The sequence below is a fragment of the Streptomyces sp. NBC_00829 genome (genome assembly GCF_045161795.1).
GTDB lineage: Bacteria > Actinomycetota > Actinomycetes > Streptomycetales > Streptomycetaceae > Streptomyces.
The window spans coordinates 6,369,872-6,388,527 of sequence record NZ_CP108867.1; the positions used below are offsets into that span (position 1 = coordinate 6,369,872).

Consider the following 18,656-nt stretch of genomic DNA (forward strand, 5'->3'; position numbering starts at 1 on the left):
GGGCTTTCGGGCTGTCAGCGGGAAGACTGCTCCCTGTGACGTCCCGAAAGCCTGATGAGCAATTGGCGCGCAACTCCAGACTCCGTCTTGTCCGCCCGCGATCGCTGGCCACCGCACGGCGGGCAGTGACGACCCGGCGTACCCGTCCGGCCCCCCGGCCGCCCGAGGGCACTCCCGCCCCCTCGGAACTGGCCCGCCAGGCGAGGGTGGTCCTCGCCGACGCCGTACGCATCGCCCGCTGGGCCGCCGTCGAGCGGGACCCCAGCACAGCACAGCTCACGGACCGCACGCAGGAACGAGCCGCTGTCGCATTGGAGTTGACCCCGCTCCAGGTCCGCGCGGGCTGGGACCGGGCCCGTCTCGCCGGTCTGGTCGAGCTGCACGGCGACACGGCCCGCCCCGGCTGGCGCCTGCGCGCCTGGGACCGCGACGACATGGCCGTCCTGCGCGGCTGGGTCGCCCTCTTCGACGCCTGGTCGCTGGTCCACCCGGCCCCCGACGACATCGCGCCGACCGCGGTGGCGGAGGTTGTCGAGGCCGTGCCCCAGGTGCTCTCCCTCCTTCAGCTGTCGGCCGGACCCGTGCTCGTGCCGGTGCTGCTCGACCTGCTCCAGCAGCGCGTGGCGGAGCTGCGCGAGGAGCGGTGCGAGGTCCCCTACGGCCCGCAGTCGGACGCCGAGTCGGGTCCTGAGCCGGACGCCGAGTCGGGTGCCGCTTCGGGTACCGACTCCGCTGCCGTGCCCGCCGACTCCGGCGGTGGAGCCGACGTACCTGTCTCCCTCCTCCTCGCCTGGGCCCTTCAGGGCCTGTCCGCCGTCGGGGCCCTTACCCTCGACCAGGGCCGGTCCGCCACCCTGACTCCCCTCGGCAACTGGGCGGTCTGGGTCAAGCTGGAGCAGATCTGCGTCGCCGCCCAGAGCCCCGCGGGCAATATCGAGCAGTCCGCCGAGGACATGCTGCGCGGCTGCGCCCGCCTCACCCCCGGCCCCGCGCGGGTCGAGTACCGCGCGTGGCTCGCCGCCCGGACGGTCTCCGGCGCGGTCACCGAACTGCTCGCCGTCGCCCGGGGCGAGGACGCACTGCTGCGTGGGCTCGCCTTCGAGGCCCTGCGGGTCGTCGGCGCCCCTGCCGAGCCCGAGGTCCGAGCCGCCGTCGACGAGCCCTCCTTGCGCCCCTACGTCCTGCTCTGGCTCGCCGAGTACGAGGGCGCGGACCCCGAGGACGCCGCGGACGTCCTCACCCGGGAGGAAGCGACCTGGCTCTGGGTGGACACCGCGGCGGCCGTGGCCGACCACGGCGAGCCCCAACTGCTGCTGCGCCATCTCGACTCGGCGGTCCAAGGCACCGTGCCCGCTCTGCTCGACGCGGTCCGGGCCGGGGGCCACCCCCGCACCGTCCAGGTCCTGGTCGCCCTGGCCGCCGCGCACCCCGACCCGGCCCTTGCCAAAGCCGTGCGCCGGGCAGCGTTCCAGGTGCACACCGGAGGCTCGTGACCCGGCAGGCGGTCCTGCGGCGCCGGTCGGGCTCGAAGACGGGCCGGCCCGGCGGCGGGGACCGCTCACCTGTCCACAACCTCCCCGGACAGAACACCTAGGACCCCTCCGCCCCGGGCGCATACGTGCCGAAGCTCCAGACGTTGCCCTCGATGTCCCGCGCCATGTAGTCCCGCGCGCCGTAGTCCTGGTCGGTCGGCGGCATCACGATGTCCGCGCCGTGCTCCACCGCCCTGCCGTGGTGCGCGTCGACATCGTCGACATGGACGAACACCCCGGTCGGCCCGCCGCCCTCCATCAGCTTGTCGAACTCGCTGCCGGTCCCCTTGCTGCCGAGCATCACCATGCCGTTGCCGAAGGACAGCTCGGCGTGCATCACCGCGCCCGACTCGTCCTCGTACACCGCGTGCTCGGTGAAGCCGAATGCCTCGGTGAGCTGCTTGATCGCGGCTTTCGCGTCCGCGTACACCAGCGTGGGACAGATGCTCGGTGACTGAGTCATCTCGATCACTCCTTCAGGCTCGACGACAGGGATGTGATCTGTGTCTCAGTCTGGCAGCCGCCACTGACACTCCCGCAGACACTCAGCCGAAGGTGTTGCACGCGGCCACGTCGCCCGTGCGGAAACCGGTGGTGAACCACTGCCGGCGCTGCGCGGCCGAGCCGTGTGTCCAGGTCTCCGGAGTCACCCGCCCCTGGAAGCTCTCCTGGATCCGGTCGTCGCCGACCGCCGCCGCCGCGTCCAGGCCGTCCCTGATGTCCTGCCGCGTCAGTGTCCTCAGCAGCGGTCGCCCCGTCTTCTCGTCTCGGGTGGTCGTCGCGTGGCGCGCCCACACCCCCGCGTAGCAGTCGGCCTGGAGCTCCACTCTCACCGCGTTGCTGTTGGCGCCCTGCCGCCCGTCCTGTGCGCGCTGGAGCGTGCCCATCAGGTTCTGCAGATGGTGTCCGTACTCATGGGCCACCACATAGGCCTGGGCGAACGGTCCCCCGCTCGCCCCGAACGTGGTCCGCAGTTCGTCGAAGAAGCCGAGATCCAGATGGACCTTCCGGTCGGTGGGGCAGTAGAACGGCCCGACCGCCGAGGTCGCGGTCCCGCACGCCGTACCGACCCGGCCCGTGAACATCACCGTGGGCGCGTCGGGGTAGCGCCCCTGACGGCGCGCGAACTCCGCCCGCCAGAAGTCCTGCACGCTGTTGACCACCGCGACGATCCGGCAGTCCTCCCGGGTGTTCGCGTCCGCGCCCGTCCTGCACGCCTGATTCACCTGCGCCTGCGAGGAGGAGGCCGCGACCGGGGCCGGGTCGCCCGACGACAGTCCGAGCTGCTCGGGTCCCACGCCGAAGAGCAGCCCCATGACCAGCGCGATGAGGCCGACGATGCCGCCGCCGACGGTGGCCCTGCCGCCGGGGACGCGACTGCCGCGCACATCCTGGACCTCGGAAGTGTCCAGATCGGCGTCGTCGTCGAACTGCACGGGCCACCACCTCCGCTCCACGGCGGTGGCAGCCCGCCGCCCTGGGCCGAGTATCGATCAGTGCGGACCGTACTGCCCCTTTTGCCGCCTGCCCTGACGCTGCCTCGACCGTGCCCTGCCGGTGCCGTGGCGGTGCCCCGAGAGCGCCCCGCCGGAGCGCTTCGGGCGGCCGTCGACCCCGGCCGGCAGCTCCGAAGCCGACGCAAAACCACTTGCACGGTCCCGCTAGACTGGCCCGTATGGCAATTCTCCTTGCGCATTAGGCGGCGTCGAAGCTCCCGCGCCCGTCCCTTCCGCCGTCCATACCGCCCTGGAGTCTTTCCGTGATCACCGCTTCCGGCATCGAGCTGCGCGCCGGCGCACGCGTCCTCATCGAGTCCGCTTCCTTCCGCATCGCCAAAGGCGACCGCATCGGCCTGGTAGGCCGCAACGGAGCGGGCAAGACCACCCTCACCAAGTGCCTCGCGGGCGAAGGCATCCCCGCTTCCGGCACCATCACGTGCTCCGGCGAGGTCGGCTACCTCCCGCAGGACCCGCGCACCGGCGACCTCGACGTCCTCGCGAGCGACCGCATCCTCTCGGCCCGTGACCTCGACTCCGTACTGAGGAAGATGCGGGAGAACGAGCACCGGATGGCGAACGGCCAGGGCGCCACCCGCGAGAAGGCGATGAAGAAGTACGAGCGCCTGGAGACGGAGTTCCTCACCAAGGGCGGGTACGCCGCCGAGGCCGAGGCCGCCACCATCGCCGCCGCGCTCGGGCTGCCCGACCGGGTGCTCGGCCAGCCGCTCCATACGCTCTCCGGCGGTCAGCGCCGCCGTGTCGAGCTGGCGCGCATCCTCTTCTCGGACGCCGACACCCTGCTGCTCGACGAGCCGACCAACCACCTCGACGCCGACTCGATCGTCTGGCTGCGCGACTACCTCAAGACCTACCGCGGCGGATTCATCGTCATCTCCCACGATGTCGATCTCGTCGAGACCGTCGTCAACAAGGTCTTCTACCTGGACGCCAACCGCTCCACGATCGACATTTACAACATGGGCTGGAAGCTCTACCAGCAGCAGCGCGAGGCCGACGAGAAGCGTCGTAAGCGCGAGCGCCAGAACGCCGAGAAGAAGGCCGCGGCCCTCAATTCCCAGGCCGACAAGATGCGCGCCAAGGCCACCAAGACCGTGGCCGCGCAGAACATGGCCAGGCGGGCCGAGAGGCTGCTCGCCGGTCTCGAAGACGCCAGGGTCTCCGACAAGGTCGCCAAGCTGCGCTTCCCGGAGCCCGCGTCCTGCGGCAGGACCCCGCTGACCGCGGAGGGCCTGTCCAAGTCGTACGGCTCCCTCGAGATCTTCACCGACGTCGACCTCGCCATCGACAAGGGCTCCCGGGTCGTCATCCTGGGCCTGAACGGCGCGGGCAAGACCACCCTGCTGCGTCTGCTCGCCGGCGTGGAGACGCCGGACACCGGCGCGGTCACCCCCGGCCACGGCCTCAAGCTCGGCTACTACGCGCAGGAGCACGAGACGCTCGACCCGGAGCGCACGGTGCTGGAGAACATGCGCTCCTCCGCGCCCGACCTGGACCTCGTCGAGGTCCGCAAGACGCTCGGCTCGTTCCTCTTCTCCGGCGACGACGTCGACAAGCCGGCCGGGGTTCTCTCCGGTGGCGAGAAGACCCGGCTGGCGCTGGCCACCCTGGTCGTCTCGTCCGCGAACGTCCTGCTGCTCGACGAGCCGACGAACAACCTCGACCCGGCCAGCCGCGAGGAGATCCTCGGCGCTCTGCGCACCTACAAGGGCGCGGTGATCCTGGTCACGCACGACGAGGGAGCGGTCGAGGCCCTTGAGCCCGAGCGGATCATCCTCCTCCCGGACGGGGTCGAGGACCTGTGGGGCGCGGACTACGCGGACCTGGTGGCGCTCGCCTGACCGGCCCGGACGGGCATCTGTGTGCCGGTCCGGCTCTGATCCACTCCATATGGATCATTCGGCCTACGGGTGATCCATCATCTGGATGAGAACGTCTCGTACCTCGGCGTGGCGCCGAGCGGATCCCTTCCGTCCGGTGCCACGCGCCGCACGGCCTGTGTGCGCGCCTCTGACCTGGCACTTCTGCCGTCAAGGCGCTCGGACGTGCGAATACGAGCACTCGGAATTCTGGATTCCGGTCGTGGTGAGCGCTCCGTGCGCGGCAAAGCTTGTCGCACGGACCTTGCCGAATGGGTGGCCAGGAAGCCCTTGAGGGGTGATCATGAGAAGTCCAGAGCGCACTTCCCATGAGGAGGCACGGGTGGCCGAGACTCTGAAGAAGGGCAGCCGGGTTACCGGCGCCGCGCGCGACAAGCTCGCGGCAGACCTGAAGAAGAAGTACGACTCCGGTGCGAGTATCCGGGCGCTGGCCGAAGAAACAGGCCGCTCCTACGGATTCGTCCACCGGATGCTCAGCGAGTCCGGAGTCACGCTGCGCGGACGCGGCGGAGCGACGCGAGGCAAGAAGGCCACGGCCTGATCGGGGCCACCGCCTGATTCGCCTCGGTCTGGTCATCGAGGCTCCACCGGTCCACCGGTTTCCGCGGTGGTCACCCGGTCGGTCGCAGGGTCGGCCGGGTGGTTACTGTGCAGTCACTTATCTTTTGTCCGCAGTGACTGCACCCGAACCGGAGGCGCCCCATGACTTCGCTCGACTCTGTGCTCGACAAGGACGGCGTACGGCTCACCGTCGAGGACGCGGTCGCCACGGTGACCTTGACCAACCCGGACAAGCGCAACGCCCAATCTCCCGCTCTGTGGCGGGCGTTGGTGCAGGCGGGTCGGTCATTGCCGGGCGATGTGCGGATCGTGGTGCTGCGTGGCGAGGGCAAGTCCTTCTCCGCGGGGCTCGATCGGCAGGCGTTCACGCCCGAGGGCTTCGACGGCGAGCCGTCCTTCCTCGATCTGGCACGGGGCTCGGACGAGGAGCTCGACGCGGTCATCGCCGAGTACCAGGAGGCTTTCACCTGGTGGCGTCGTAGTGATGTCGTCACGATCGCGGCCGTCCAGGGCCACGCGATCGGCGCCGGGTTCCAGCTCGCTCTCGCCTGCGACCTGCGGGTCGTCGCGCAGGACGTGCAGTTCGCCATGCGTGAGACCAGCCTGGGGCTCGTCCCGGACCTCACCGGCACTCACCCGCTGGTGTCGCTCGTCGGCTATGCCCGCGCGCTGGAGATCTGCGCCACGGGCCGCTTTGTCCATGCCGAGGAGGCCGAGCGCACCGGGCTCGCCAACCTTGTCGTGCCCGCCGACGAACTCGACGGTGCCGTACGGGATCTCGCCTCCGCTCTGCTCGCCGCGCCGCGGGACGCCGTGATCGAGACCAAAGCGCTGCTCCAGGGTGTCACCGGGCGTTCGTACGAGGAGCAGCGCACCGCCGAGCGTGCTGCGCAGGCGCGCCGGCTGCGCGACCTCGCGGGCATCGGGGACTGATCCGACCGGTCCACTCGACCGGCTGATCCGACTGGTCCTCTCGACCGACCGACCGACTTCTGGTCCGGCCGGTCCGGCCGGTCCGGCTGGCCCAGGTCCGCCGGTCCGGCCGGTCATGCGATCCCGTCGGCCGGTCCGATCCACCGGCCACTGATCCCAGCCGCTCAAGCAGCCCCGGCGGATCCGTGCCCCTCACTCGGCCACGGCAGTGACCAGCACCGACACCGGGCGTCCGTCCCCGAGCGCGTCCGTCACCGCCTCGCGGACCGCCCGGACCACCTCCAGCGGGCGGTGCCCCGACGCCGTCGCCAGCTCGATGCGGACATGGTCCGGTGCGAGATGCACCGCCGTTCCCAGGGTCGCCGTCAGATGGGCAACGCCCGGTGCCCGCGACGCCGCCTCGCCCGCAAGATCCGTGGCGGTGACCGCCCGTACGCCGGGTGGCGCAGTGGGCTCCCACGTATCCGCAGCGGTGTCCAGCAGCTCCGTCACCCGCAGATCCACCTCCGTGACCGCCAGATCCAGCAGCTCCCGCGCCGCCAGGAACAGTGCCGTACGCAACGCGTCCGCCAAGACCGGCAAGGGCTCTCCCGCCACGGCCGCGAAATCCGTCTCGATCCGCAGCGGCCCCGGCGGCAGCGCGCTCGGCGGAGGCGGCACGGCAGGCCGGTCCGCGGCGCCCGGATCCACCGGCGCCAGCCGCATCCCGCCCGGCGCCACACCGGGCACACCGGCCGCGGCGCGCCGCAGCACTGCCTCGGCCGCCTGCTCGGTCAGCCAGGCCCCGTCGGCCGCCCCGCCCAGCGGCAGCAGCCTGCCGAGCCCGAGCCGTCGCCGTACTGCATCAGCGGTGGTCATTGCTCCAGCCTGCCGCATCCCCGGCGCGAGAGCGGGCAACCGCACTTAATGTGGACAACGGAGTCCAAGACGCTCGGAAAGGACGCAAGGCGATGACGGAAACCGCTCAGTCGAACCGGCCCGAGAACCCTGGCAGCGTGTCGTCGGGCTCAGGCGACGAACCACGGAGGACGTCCACCACCAAAAGGGGTATCGGTGATCCCGCATCCCGTGGACGCACCACGATCGCCGACGGCGTCGTCGAGAAGATCGCCGGACTCGCCGCCCGTGACGTCCTCGGCGTCCACGCGATGGGCAGCGGCATGTCCCGCACCTTCAGCGCGGTTCGCGACCGGGTTCCGGGCGGCAGCAAGTCCAGCGTCACCAGAGGAGTGAAGGCCGAGGTCGGCGAGGTACAGACGGCCCTCGACCTGGAGATCATCGTCGACTACGGCGTGTCGATCTCCGATGTCGCCCGGGCGGTACGCGAGAACGTCGTCTCAGCGGTGGAACGGATGACCGGGCTCGAAGTCGTCGAGGTCAACATCGCGGTCAGTGACGTCAAGCTGCCGGATGAAGAAGAGGACGAGCCTGAGCCGCGCATCCAGTAGCCGCGCATCCACCAGAGGAGCCCACGATGAGCATGGCTGTGGCCGGCCTGATCGCCGGCATGGCGCTCGGCTTTGCCGGATACTTCGGCGGATTCGGTGCGTTTCTGCTGGTCGCCGCTTTGGGGGCGGTCGGCTTCGTGGCCGGCCGCTTCCTCGACGGTGACCTCGAACCCGGCGACTTCTTCCGCGGTCGCGAGCGCGGCGACCGGCGGCGGTGACCGCGGTGGCCCCTGGGGGTCCCCCCGCCCGCGGCAGGGGAAACATCGAACCCGCCGAGCGCGGGGCGACCACGATCGCCGACCGCGTCGTGGCGAAGATCGCCGCGCAGGCGGCGCGGGAGGCGCTCCCCCGTGTGCCCGAGGGCGGCACACAGCCCCGTGCCATGGTCACGGTCCACCATGACGTCGCGCACGTGCGGGTCAGTCTGGAGCTCGACTACCCCTCCGACATCGGACGGCAGTGCGGTGCCGTGCGTCGCCGGGTCACCCAGCGGGTAAACGCGTTGGCGGGCATGGAGGTGCCCGAGGTGGTGGTCCAGGTCGAGCGCCTGCACTCGGTCCACTCGCGCACCGCGGCACAGGGGAGGATCCGATGAGCGAGCCCGTACGGCCCGTACTCGACCTGGACCAGTCGGCGTCGGCGGCGGCCTATCACCCGGGCCCGTCGCAGAAGGACGGCGAGGGGGGCAGGGCCGGACGATTCTGGTCCGTGCGCAGGGTGCCGGCCGGGGTGGTGGCCGCGATCGTGCTCGGCGCCGCGGGACTGCTGCTCTACGACGTCGCCGCGGTACGGGCCGACCGGCCCGCCATGCACTGGCGTCGGGTGCTCGCGGCCGACCTCGCGAAGTGGCCGCTCGACAACCCCTGGGTGATGGCGGTCGCGTCGGCTGCCATGCTCCTCGGCGTCTGTCTGATCGTCATCGCCGCCACGCCCGGACTGCGGTCGCTGCTGCCGATGCGGCGCGACGTCGCAGCCGTACGGGCCGGGCTCGACCGGGACGCGGCGGCGCTCGTGCTGCGCGACCGGGCGATGGAGGTCTCCGGTGTGCAGTCCGTGAGGGTGCGCATGCGGCGTACGAAGGTCTCCGTGCGCGCCCAGTCGCACTTCCGTGAACTCGACGACGTACGCGCGGATCTGGACACGGCGCTCGGCGCGGGCATCGTCGAACTGGGCCTCGCCAGGCCGCCGGCGCTGACCGTGCACGTCGCCCGGCCGCCGGCGAAGAAGAGGTGAGCCGGATGCTCTCGACGGTCAATCGCGTACTGCTCGGCCTCGCCGGGCTGGTGCTTGTGTTCCTCGGCGGCGCGGCTGTCGCGGCGGGAGCGGGCTGGCCCGTGCCGTCCTGGTGGCTGTGGGAAGGCCCGAACGACGTCCTGCTCAGCCAGGCGGACCGCGACCGCTGGCGCGACGAGGGCTGGTGGTGGCCCTCGGTCATCGCCGTGCTCGCGGTGGTCGTACTGCTCGCGCTGTGGTGGGTGATCGCCCAACTGCGGCGTGCCCGGCTGTCGGAGGTCCTGGTCGACAGCGGCGACGGCGAGGGCGCACTGCTGCGGGGGCGGGCGCTGGAGGGAGTCCTGGCGGGCGAGGCGGAATCCCTGGAGGGCGTGGCCCGCGCCCATGTCGCGCTGACGGGCCGGCGGAGCACGCCGTCGGCGCGGGTGGCTCTGCTGCTGGAACCGTACGCGTCCCCCGGGGAGTCGCTGACGCGGCTGACGGAGGAGGCGGTGGGGCACGCGCGGGATTCGGCGGGGCTGGAGGTGCTGCCGGCGGAGGTGAGGCTGAAGTCGGCGAAGCATGGGGCGCGGAGGGTGAGCTGAGGCGGGGGCCGCGAGGGGCCTTCTCCCCGGCCCGCCCCTTTGCGAATGCCGCCCTGGTGGCCGATGGGGGGTACGACCCGGGGGTGCGGGCCGGCCCCCGCAGCGGCAGCTTCGCGCCGCGCGTACGGGAGGCTGTCCGCAGCTGCGGCGACGCTCGGCTGCGGCCTGGACCCGGCGGGTGGGTGCCCTGGGCCGCCCGCGTGGGGACTGATTGATTCGGCGGGGTGGGGGACACCCCCGTGTGCGGCCCGGCGGGGACACACCCCGCCGGGCGGCACCCCGGCGACGGGCGGTCAGCGCCCCGTCCGGCCCCGACGCGGGACCGCCCTCAGAACCCCCGCCTCGCCCCGCCGTCCACCGGCAGCATCACACCCGTCAGGTACGACGCCCTCGGCGACAGCAGGAACGCCGCCGTGTTGCCGAACTCCTCCGGCGTGCCGTACCGCCGCAGCGGGATGCGGGACTCGTTCGATGCCCGGGCCGCCTCCGCGTCGCCCGAGAGCGAGTCCAGTTCGCGGACACGGTCCGTGTCGATGCGCGAGGGAAGCAGGCCCACGACCCGGATGCCCTGCGGGCCCAGCTCGTCCGCGAGGGACTTCGCGAAGCCCGCCAGACCCGGGCGGAGACCGTTGGAGATCGTCAGACCGGGGATCGGCTCATGGACCGACGCCGACAGGACGAAGCCGATGACACCGCCCTCGTCCAGCGCCGCCGCCGCGGTCCGGGCGAGGCGTACCGCGCCCAGGAAGACCGCCTCGAAGGCCGTCATCCACTGGTCGTCCGTGTTGTCCGCCGCGAAGCCCGGCGCCGGGCCGCCCACGCTGATCAGAATGCCGTCGAAGCGCCCGAAGTGCGCCCGCGCCGCCGCGATCAGCCGTTCGGCCCCCGCCGGGTCGGCGTTGTCCGAGGCGATGCCGATGGCGTTCGGGCCGAGCTCGGCCGCGGCCCCGGCGACGGACTCCTTGTCGCGCCCGGTGATGACGACCTTCGCGCCGTCCTCGGCGAGCGCGCGCGCCGCGGCGTTGCCCAGCCCCCGCGACGCACCCGTGACGACATAGACGCGGTCCCTCAGTCCAAGATCCATGGGTCTATCCTGCCGGGTCCTCCCCGGCCAGCGCGAGGGCCGAGGTCACCAGTCCGATATGGCTGAACGCCTGGGGGAAGTTCCCGACCTGCCGGCCGGATACCGGGTCGTACTCCTCGGCGAGCAGACCGACGTCGTTGCGCAGGGCGAGCAGCTGCTCGAACAGCTCTCGCGCCTCCTTCGCCCGTCCCGTCATCCGCAGTGCGTCGACCAGCCAGAACGAGCAGGCCAGAAACGCCCCTTCGTTCCCGGGCAGCCCGTCCACCGACACCCCGGCGGTGCTGTAGCGGCGTACGAGACCACCCGTGCCCAGCTCCGCGCGGACCGCGTCGACCGTCCCGATCACCCGGGGATCGTCCGGCGGCAGAAACCCGACCCGGGGGATCAGCAGTACCGCCGCGTCGAGGTCGACGGAGCCGTACGACTGCGTGAAGGTGTTCCGGACCGGGTCGTACCCCTTCTCGCAGACCTCCTCGTGCACCTCGTCCCGCATCGCCCGCCACCGGTCCGCGTCGCCGCGCAGCGTCGGGTATGTCTCCAGCGTGCGTACGGCGCGGTCGGCCGCCACCCACGCCATCACCTTGGAGTGCACGAAGTGGCGGCGCGGCCCCCGCACTTCCCACAGCCCCTCGTCCGGCTCGCGCCACTTGGACTCCAGGAAGCCGAGCAGGCTGAGCTGGAGATTCCAGGCGTGCTTCTCCGCTGGAAGCCCCGCCTCCCGCGCCACGAAGAGGGAGTCGATGACTTCTCCGTACACATCGAGCTGGAGCTGTTCGACCGCCTCGTTCCCGGTGCGGACCGGAGCGGAGCCCGCGTAGCCGCTCAGCCACGTCAGCTCTGTCTCCGGCAGCCGGCGCTCGCCCGACAGCCCGTACATGATCTGGAGATCGGCGGGGTCGCCGGCGACCGCCCGCAGCAGCCAGTCGCGCCAGCGCCCGGCCTCCTCCTTGTAGCCGGCCAGCAGCAGCGCCCCCAGGGTGAGAGTGGAGTCGCGCAGCCAGCAGTACCGGTAGTCCCAGTTGCGTACGCCCCCGATCTCCTCCGGCAGGGACGTGGTGGGCGCGGCGACGATCCCGCCGGTCGGCCCGTAGGTAAGGGCCTTGAGGGTAATCAGCGAACGGACGATGGCCTCGCGGTAGCGGCCGTTGGTGGCGCAGCTCCTGGACCACTCGTGCCAGTCGTCCAGGCTGCATTCGAGCGCTTCGTACGGGTCGATGAGCGTCGGCCGTTCCTCGTGCGAGGGGTGCCAGGTGAGGACGAACGCCACCTTCTCGCCCGCGCCGACCGTGAACGACGAACGGGTGCTGAACTGCTGACCCCAGGTCTTGACCTCCGGCTCGCTGCGCAGCCACACGGAGTCGGGGCCCGCGATCGCCACTCGGTGGCCGTTCGCGCGCCGCATCCACGGCACCACGGACCCGTAGTCGAAGCGCAGCCGGAGCGTGCCGCTCATCTCGACACTGCCGCTGACGCCCTCCACGATCCGGATGACGTCCGGACTGGTGTCGCGCTGCGGCATGAAGTCGATCACCTTGACTGTGCCGGTGCGGGTCTCCCACACCGACTCCAGGACGAGTGACTCCCCGACATAGCCGCGCCGGGTGCATGCGCCCGCGCCCTTGGGCGCGATCGTCCAGTGGCCGTTCTCCTCGTTGCCGAGCAGCGCGGCGAAGCAGGACGCCGAGTCGAAACGGGGCAGACAGAGCCAGTCGATGGAGCCGTTGGCGCCGACCAGCGCGGCCGTCTGCAGATCGCCGATGAGCGCGTAGTCCTCGATGCGTAGGTTCACGCTTTCGCCTGTTCCCGCAGCGAGCTGCCGTTAAGCAGTCGGCAGGACCTGTCGGGGGCGGCTACGCGTTCGCGGGGGCCGGCTCGGGCTCGGTGCGCGGCGCGCCGGCCGCGCGGTCGTGCTTCTCACGGCGTACGAGAATCACCCAGCCCACGGGTACCGCCGCGGCGAAGAGCCACCACTGGACGGCGTACGCCATGTGCGGGCCGATGGAGTCGTGGTCGGGGTCCGGTACCAGTTCCGGGCTGTCGCCCGCGGGCCCCGGAGCGGTCAGCTCCAGATAGCCGCCCAGCACCGGTCGGCCCAGCGACTTCGCCTGCTGCGCGCTGCTGATCAGCATGAACTGGCGGGGCGGCAGACCGGCCAGGTCCCTGATGCCGCTGGCCTTCGTCGTCTCGTCGGCCATGAGCCGCCCGGTCACCGTCACCGTGCCCTTGGGAGCGGGCGGGACGGAGGGGAAGGCCTTCTGGTCGGCGGCGGCCGGGATCCAGCCACGGTTGACGAGGACCGCCCGGCCGTCGGCCAGGACGAGCGGGGTCAGGAGATGGAAGCCGACGCGCTCGTCGGCGGAGGTGCGGCGGCGTACGACCACTTCGTGCGCGGTGTCGAAGGTGCCGGTCGCGGTGACCCGGCGCCAGTAGTCGGCGCGGGGGACGGTGTGCCCGGGGGAGGTGAGCCCGGTCACGGGGACGGGTGCGGCCCGGACGTTCTTCGCGATCAGTGCGTTCTGCCTGACCCGGTGCTCGTGCCGGTGAAGCTGCCAGAAGCCCAGCTCGATCATCGTGGGGATGAGTACGAGGCCGATGAGGGTGAGGATCACCCACTGGCGGGACAACAGGAAGCGGTACACCCCATGACCGTACAACCGGGGGCATGGGGTGCGGGGAGTGGGGTACGGGAGCGGCCCCGCCGTCGGACCGGCCCGGCCGCGGGCCGGTCACACCTTGTCGACGATGCCGGCCCTCCCTTCCGCGCGGGCGCAGTGTGTCGGGCCTCCACCACCGCGTACCGCCACGTCCGTGTGACCACACCCTCAGCGCTGGACGGTCGCCCTTCGGCCACACCGATACCTTCGGCTCCGGCCCGTCCTCTGGGCGCCAGGGGTGCACCTCCGTCGGCTCAGGGATCAGCTCATCGGCCTGTCTCTTTGCTGATCCGCCCCAGGTCTGTTCGGGCCGTCCTGAAGGCGGCCCCTGAGACAGAGCTCAGTGCTGCTCCGCTTCAACGTGCAGATGGAGCGCCTTGACCATGACCGCGTATAGAGGTGAGTCGTCGGAGGGCTTTGCCTCGCCTGCCTTGCTGTAGCCCCAACGCTCGTACAGGGCCTGCACCCTGGGGTGCCCAGTCTCCACCTGGAGCGTAACCATGTCGGCCGTCACCTCCTTGAGCAGCGCGTCATGGATCTGCTGTGCCCGTTCAGTACCGCGCCATTTGGGAATCACCATGAGTTCAGACAAAGCGAACACGGAACCCCTGAGGCCAGAAGGACGCCGGTGACCCTTCCACCAGCCACCCGGCTTGAACACAGAGCCATAGGCATAGCCAACCGGGCCGCCCTCCTCCCAGCCTGAAACGCATTGCCAGTCTTCTCGTGAAGACCAGAGATCAACGTAGTAGGAGAAGCGCTCACGCGAGTGGAACGGGTCCGAATCGTCAGCGTATGCCTCGTCGTGGATGTTCAGCAGCAGAGAACGTACGTCGCGTGCGTCTTCGTGCGTGTAGCGCTTCAGATCCATTGGGCAGACTCCTCGATCCACTCGGCAACTTCGGGTGCCTTCGAGCGCGAGGCTACGAGCACGTTGCGTGTGGCAACCAGAGTGTTGGTCGTGCGCCGTGACCCAGACGCTGAAGGCAGCATCACGTACGCCTTGCGACCTGTCGCGCTGGCGAGTTCCAAATCTCCTTGCCTAGCCTGAGCGAGGGCCAAGTGCGCGGTGTACAAGGCCCGGTTACGGACCATGCCATCTGGCAGGCTCGCAAGGGTGCGGTGCAAGCAGTACTCAGCCCTTCCGTGATCCCCTAGTGCCGTCCACATGAACGAGGACAGGGCGTCAAACTCGCTGCTGTCGTAGAAGCTGACCCACTCGGGGCGCTGTTGCTCGGTGGCCCGCGCAAAGGCGCGTTCGGCATCGTTGAGGGCACGCAGCGCGTCGGACCGCCGCGCCGGCAGGCGTGCTAGTCCGTTGGCGGTGCGTACGTGCCCGAGAGAGGCATACAGCGGATCTCGCCGCGCAATTGACGAGCGCTTCATCACCTCTGCCCCTGCCACGGCCTCAGGATGGTTCTCCCGCATGCTGGACGTCAGGAACATGTGGTTCCAGACGTGAAACATCGCCTCACTGTCCTGAGACAGACCAGCGAAGGTCAAGGCCCTGTCGAGGTGTACGCGCGCCCGCTGTGGGGCGCTGGCGTCGAGCGAAGCGAAGGCAGCGGAGCTGATGACTTCCGCGGCGAGCCGATGCAGCATGTCCCGCACGCGCGTCGAGGCCGTGGACACTGCTAGAGCGGACTCGATTCGAGAAGCCAGTTCCACCGCAAGGTTCTCCACCCTCGTCGAGCCCCGTCCCGCATCGTCAGCCCGGAGAATGGCCACGTAGTCCCGATGGAAGCGCCGGACATCACTGATGCCAAGTCGCCCATGGTCGCTGATACCTGAGGTCCCGAGAGCTATGGCTGAGCCGCTCGCTGCGTTGAGGAACGTACGTCGGTGCACAGGATCTGCCTCCTTCTTGCGGGGCACGAACCACTTCACGAGATCGTGAAGGACGCCAAAGGCAACCTCGGCGAGTACATGGGCGAGACGCTCGGTAAGTGCCACCTCCGCCCCATTGGTGGAGGCACGGAATGGGACGTGAATCCGCCTGAAATCAGGGAGTGCCCTCCGCAAGAACGGATGCAAGCGAAGTTGACAGTGGTCAACACGAGGAGCCGTGACGGGCGATGATCAGTCGGTTGGCGGCCTTCACGGGTCCCCTGTTAATCATGATGATTTCCGGCTCAGTCGGATTCGTCCTTGGCGTGACTCTAGCCAAGCCCCTATAGCCCCGTGGCCTCCTACCGGATGAGCCCATCGAAATGTTCCCCCGCGTTTCGAGCCCGGTAGGGGGCCGCGGTTCCAAACTCCCTTGTAGCTCAGTCAGGCAGAGCCCCGAACACGCCGATCCAGGGCGGACGTCACATCAGCGGGAGACCCCGGTTCAAGTCCGGGCAAGGGAACGGGCCTACCAACCAGGTGGGTCAGGAAAGTGCCGTTCTTCATTCGACGAAAAGGAGTGACCCATGCGTCACAGCCTTGCTTTCGAAACGGCGGGCGTCTCCGCCGACACGCTGACCTCCCTGGTGGAGGCCGTCAAGGATGACCCGGCCCCCGTGGTCACCTCGGTCCGGGAGTCCGTCCAGCGTTCTCAGCAGGACGTGAACAACTGCATGATGGGCGGCTGGACCTCCTGACATCGGCCCTGCCGCGCTGAACCAAGTGTGCCCGGGGCAGCTCTGTGCCCCGGGCGCACGCGACTCCAAAGAGGTCTCACATGCACTTCATGAACATCGGCCACACCTGCGAAAATGTGGCCAGGCTCGCCCGAGCAGTGCTGGGGGAGGTTCCCAGCGCTTCCGAACTGCCCAGCGCCTACAGGGCGACTATTTCGCAGATGCGGCCGATGCCGGCGAACGAAGCAGGGCTCTCCATCTCGTACGAAGATGGGGATTGGGCGGCCCACTGCGTGAACAACAGGGTCTTTGAGCACATCTTCAAGGGTGCAAGCCCCACGGAGGGCCCCACGCGGGAAGTCTGGGACGAGAAGGTGAACGAGGCCCTGGCGCTCATCGAGGCAATCAGTCCGGAGCTGCGGTTAATGGTTGACCTCCTGGTCAGCGATCTCGTGATCGTCAATTCCGGCGCTGACGGTGGCGGATCGGCTTCTCACATCCCCGGCGTGGTTGTCATGAGCCCTGGCCTCAAGTGGGGAATTCTCGACTACGCCATGTGTCTCGTGCACGAAGGAATGCACCTCAACCTGTTCGTGGGCGACGCGGTGTATGGGACTTTCAATCTGCCGTCCAGCGAGCTGGAGGCCGAGCAGTACCGCGCTCTCTCGGCCGTCAAGATCGGCCAACGAAGGCCGCTCGACAAGGCGTTTCACGCTGCCGTCGTCACGGTGCCACTCATGTTCATGGAGAACCACCAAGGAAAGACGATTTTGGTTGACATCTACAGGAAATCGCTCCGCGACGCGTGCGAAGACCTGAAGCGGCAGCGCCCGCACTTCACCGAGTACGGGCGCATGTTGCTGGACGAGCTTTGCGGCTTCGGTGAGGCGATCAACTTCGCTGACGTAGCCCGAGCCATCCGCGGTGCGGAGTTCGCAGGATATCGGCCGTCCGTGGCCGCCTAGGGCTCAAACAGAATCCCCGCTTCCCGTGCAAGGCTCAGGGCGAGTTCCATGGACCCTGTGCCTTGTACGGTTGCCCCTTTCAGGCTTGCAGCCCCTCCAACGTCGATTAGGGTGCAGTTCTCGAAACGCACACTGCCCATTTTGGCATTGGCGAACTGGGCTCCAGTGAGATCACAGTTCACGAAACGCACGTTGTGCATCTCAGCACCTTGGAAGTCAGCTCCGGCCATCTTGCAGTCAGTGAAGGCGACCGCGTAGAGCTTCATGTGCCGCATCATTGCTGGCGAAGCAATGCAGCCGTCAAGCCGCACATCTCGGAACGTGCCGGACTTCCATGAAGATCCAGTAATTCGACTACCGCTCATAGTGCAGCGAATCAGCGATACGTCCAGTGCTGTTACTTGCGAGAAGTCACACGTCCTGAAATGGGAGTCACTGAACTGGCTCTGACGAAATCGGGAACCCGTGAAACGCAAGTTCTCGAAAATGCAGCCTTCCGCCTCGGCAGCCTCAGCCTCGATCCCAATGAAGTGGGTTCCCTCGTACTTGATGCCTTTGAGGATCACATCATCCTCTAGGCCGTCTCTGGGAAATTCTGCTGCACGGAGGTTAGGTGACAATCCGGGAGGGCTCGGGTTCTTCAAACGAACAACCCGTCCGCCCTGCCTGATGGCTTGAGTCATCTCGGAGGTTCCATCCCTCTTAGGACTGGACGCTCGGTAGAGCTGCGGGGAGTCAAGTCTAGCGGGGTGGCCGACTCCTGGCAGACTCTTTCGCATGTCTGGTGTATATACGCGACGGGGGGCATGACCAACCCCGTCACAAATAACGTACGTGTCCTCTGAGCCGCACCAGGATGCCACAGGTCCGAAGTGTGAGCCAGTCGACAATTATTGTTAGCGCACCCCATGTGAGGCATCAATAGGCGTCCGGTTCGCCCCCTTGACGCCTTCGCCGAGTGGAATCGGGGACGCTTGCGGAAGACTTTCCTTGGAGGAATGACGGGGGCCGTGCGCCGAAGCGGGGACGGATTGTGAGCGATCTGGCCAGCCTTCCCCGCTTCCTCCCGAGCCCCAATCCTGACTGATGATCAGGTCGAAGAGATCCTTGAAATAGTGAATCTGAAGTGACAGAGGCGAAGTCGGGGTGAGCTCCATGGCCGCTACGCTGACCGGGTAGAATCCCCGGCCGGCAGAGCGCCGTCAGCTTGCCAGCGCTCTCCCTGCCCTCAACGATGCCGCGTATGACACGTTGCGAAGTGTGCGGAAACGAGTACGAGCTGGCGTTCACCGTGGAGACCCAGGACGGTGCGCGCCACGTATTCGACTCGTTCGCCTGCGCCATTCACCGCATGGCGCCCATCTGTGAGCACTGCCGGGTCCAGATCATCGGCCAGGGTGTTGAAGCTGACGGCCACTGGTACTGCGGCGGGCACTGCGCCCGCGCAGAAGGCAAGGCGGGCATCGTGGACAGGGTGGGAAGTGTGAGGAGATAGGCCAGGCAGCAGAAGGGCCCCTCCCGTGCGGGAGGGGCCCTCGGTGTTTGGTCAGGTTGCGGGGAAGACCGGCTCCACCCGTCCGGCATCGAACCGACCACCCCGGCTCTTGGCCGGTGGCTGCACCGCGCCCTGCGCGTGCACCTCGAAGGACATGCCGTAGTCGTTTCCGCATACCTCGCAACGTGCCATGCGCCACAGGGTGC

At 69.0% G+C, this 18,656-nt stretch carries 22 protein-coding genes; 12 read left to right on the forward strand and 10 right to left on the reverse strand.

Annotated elements, in window-relative coordinates:
* Positions 1–35: 35 nt before the first annotated feature.
* A complete protein-coding gene (locus OG293_RS28340; protein ID WP_406001611.1) occupies positions 36–1,493 on the forward strand; it encodes a hypothetical protein in 1,458 nt (485 codons plus the stop codon).
* Between the two features lie 97 nt (positions 1,494–1,590).
* Here OG293_RS28340 and OG293_RS28345 read toward each other — a convergent pair whose 3' ends face one another.
* The gene (locus OG293_RS28345) at positions 1,591–1,995 is read right to left on the reverse strand and encodes a VOC family protein (RefSeq protein WP_406001612.1); all 405 of its coding nucleotides are present in this window, start codon (positions 1,993–1,995) and stop codon (positions 1,591–1,593) included.
* Positions 1,996–2,077: 82 nt separating this feature from the next.
* Positions 2,078–2,968 (reverse strand): neutral zinc metallopeptidase, encoded by an 891-nt coding sequence (locus OG293_RS28350; protein WP_406001613.1) that lies wholly within the window; start codon positions 2,966–2,968, stop codon positions 2,078–2,080.
* A gap of 323 nt (positions 2,969–3,291) precedes the next feature.
* Between OG293_RS28350 and OG293_RS28355 the strand changes: the two genes are divergently transcribed.
* From OG293_RS28355 to OG293_RS28365, 3 genes are all read left to right on the forward strand, one after another.
* The gene (locus OG293_RS28355; RefSeq protein WP_406001614.1) at positions 3,292–4,890 is read left to right on the forward strand and encodes an ABC-F family ATP-binding cassette domain-containing protein; all 1,599 of its coding nucleotides are present in this window, start codon (positions 3,292–3,294) and stop codon (positions 4,888–4,890) included.
* A gap of 361 nt (positions 4,891–5,251) precedes the next feature.
* Positions 5,252–5,470 carry a helix-turn-helix domain-containing protein gene (locus tag OG293_RS28360; RefSeq protein WP_185035675.1) on the forward strand — a complete coding sequence of 73 codons (219 nt, stop codon included), beginning with the start codon at positions 5,252–5,254 and terminating at the stop codon, positions 5,468–5,470.
* Between the two features lie 161 nt (positions 5,471–5,631).
* Positions 5,632–6,423 carry an enoyl-CoA hydratase/isomerase family protein gene (locus OG293_RS28365; RefSeq protein ID WP_406001615.1) on the forward strand — a complete coding sequence of 264 codons (792 nt, stop codon included), beginning with the start codon at positions 5,632–5,634 and terminating at the stop codon, positions 6,421–6,423.
* A 192-nt stretch (positions 6,424–6,615) separates the two neighbouring features.
* Here OG293_RS28365 and OG293_RS28370 read toward each other — a convergent pair whose 3' ends face one another.
* Positions 6,616–7,281: a hypothetical protein gene (locus tag OG293_RS28370; protein WP_406001616.1), complete on the reverse strand. Its 666-nt coding sequence runs from the start codon at positions 7,279–7,281 to the stop codon at positions 6,616–6,618.
* A 92-nt stretch (positions 7,282–7,373) separates the two neighbouring features.
* On the opposite strand from OG293_RS28370, the gene OG293_RS28375 reads away from it, so the two are divergent.
* The 5 genes from OG293_RS28375 to amaP are packed head-to-tail and all read left to right on the forward strand — an operon-like array spanning position 7,374 to position 9,688.
* Positions 7,374–7,871: an Asp23/Gls24 family envelope stress response protein gene (locus OG293_RS28375; protein WP_406001617.1), complete on the forward strand. Its 498-nt coding sequence runs from the start codon at positions 7,374–7,376 to the stop codon at positions 7,869–7,871.
* 26 nt (positions 7,872–7,897) lie between these two features.
* On the forward strand, positions 7,898–8,089 hold the full coding sequence (locus tag OG293_RS28380; protein ID WP_404726158.1) for a hypothetical protein: 192 nt from the start codon (positions 7,898–7,900) through the stop codon (positions 8,087–8,089).
* Between the two features lie 5 nt (positions 8,090–8,094).
* Positions 8,095–8,466 (forward strand): hypothetical protein, encoded by a 372-nt coding sequence (locus OG293_RS28385; RefSeq protein ID WP_406001618.1) that lies wholly within the window; start codon positions 8,095–8,097, stop codon positions 8,464–8,466.
* Complete coding sequence (locus OG293_RS28390) at positions 8,463–9,104, forward strand: DUF6286 domain-containing protein (RefSeq protein WP_406001619.1); 642 nt, start codon at positions 8,463–8,465, stop codon at positions 9,102–9,104. Before OG293_RS28385 ends, OG293_RS28390 begins: the two co-directional genes overlap by 4 nt.
* Before the next feature lie 5 nt (positions 9,105–9,109).
* Positions 9,110–9,688, forward strand: coding sequence for an alkaline shock response membrane anchor protein AmaP (gene amaP / locus OG293_RS28395; protein WP_406001620.1), 579 nt, complete (start codon positions 9,110–9,112; stop codon positions 9,686–9,688).
* A gap of 328 nt (positions 9,689–10,016) precedes the next feature.
* On the opposite strand, the gene OG293_RS28400 is transcribed toward amaP, so the two are convergent.
* From OG293_RS28400 to OG293_RS28420, 5 genes are all read right to left on the reverse strand, one after another.
* On the reverse strand, positions 10,017–10,772 hold the full coding sequence (locus OG293_RS28400; protein ID WP_406001621.1) for an SDR family oxidoreductase: 756 nt from the start codon (positions 10,770–10,772) through the stop codon (positions 10,017–10,019).
* Positions 10,773–10,776: 4 nt separating this feature from the next.
* On the reverse strand, positions 10,777–12,561 hold the full coding sequence (locus tag OG293_RS28405; RefSeq protein WP_406001622.1) for a glycoside hydrolase family 15 protein: 1,785 nt from the start codon (positions 12,559–12,561) through the stop codon (positions 10,777–10,779).
* A 61-nt stretch (positions 12,562–12,622) separates the two neighbouring features.
* A complete protein-coding gene (locus OG293_RS28410; protein WP_406001623.1) occupies positions 12,623–13,411 on the reverse strand; it encodes an SURF1 family protein in 789 nt (262 codons plus the stop codon).
* A 355-nt stretch (positions 13,412–13,766) separates the two neighbouring features.
* A complete protein-coding gene (locus tag OG293_RS28415) occupies positions 13,767–14,297 on the reverse strand; it encodes a GNAT family N-acetyltransferase (RefSeq protein ID WP_406001624.1) in 531 nt (176 codons plus the stop codon).
* Complete coding sequence (locus OG293_RS28420) at positions 14,288–15,379, reverse strand: XRE family transcriptional regulator (protein ID WP_406001625.1); 1,092 nt, start codon at positions 15,377–15,379, stop codon at positions 14,288–14,290. Before OG293_RS28420 ends, OG293_RS28415 begins: the two co-directional genes overlap by 10 nt.
* A 461-nt stretch (positions 15,380–15,840) precedes the next feature.
* Here OG293_RS28420 and OG293_RS28425 point away from each other — a divergent pair, with 461 nt between their 5' ends.
* Both OG293_RS28425 and OG293_RS28430 read left to right on the forward strand, forming a co-directional pair.
* Positions 15,841–16,011 (forward strand): hypothetical protein, encoded by a 171-nt coding sequence (locus OG293_RS28425; RefSeq protein WP_406001626.1) that lies wholly within the window; start codon positions 15,841–15,843, stop codon positions 16,009–16,011.
* 80 nt (positions 16,012–16,091) lie between these two features.
* A complete protein-coding gene (locus OG293_RS28430; RefSeq protein ID WP_406001627.1) occupies positions 16,092–16,955 on the forward strand; it encodes an aKG-HExxH-type peptide beta-hydroxylase in 864 nt (287 codons plus the stop codon).
* On the opposite strand, the gene OG293_RS28435 is transcribed toward OG293_RS28430, so the two are convergent.
* Entirely contained in the window at positions 16,952–17,638 is a 687-nt protein-coding gene (locus tag OG293_RS28435; protein WP_406001628.1) for a pentapeptide repeat-containing protein, read from the reverse strand. The two genes, OG293_RS28430 and OG293_RS28435, sit on opposite strands and share 4 nt — an antisense overlap.
* 560 nt (positions 17,639–18,198) lie before the next feature.
* On the opposite strand from OG293_RS28435, the gene OG293_RS28440 reads away from it, so the two are divergent.
* Complete coding sequence (locus tag OG293_RS28440; protein WP_406001629.1) at positions 18,199–18,450, forward strand: hypothetical protein; 252 nt, start codon at positions 18,199–18,201, stop codon at positions 18,448–18,450.
* A gap of 51 nt (positions 18,451–18,501) precedes the next feature.
* On the opposite strand, the gene OG293_RS28445 is transcribed toward OG293_RS28440, so the two are convergent.
* Positions 18,502–18,642, reverse strand: coding sequence for a hypothetical protein (locus OG293_RS28445; protein WP_406003863.1), 141 nt, complete (start codon positions 18,640–18,642; stop codon positions 18,502–18,504).
* Positions 18,643–18,656 lie beyond the last annotated feature (14 nt).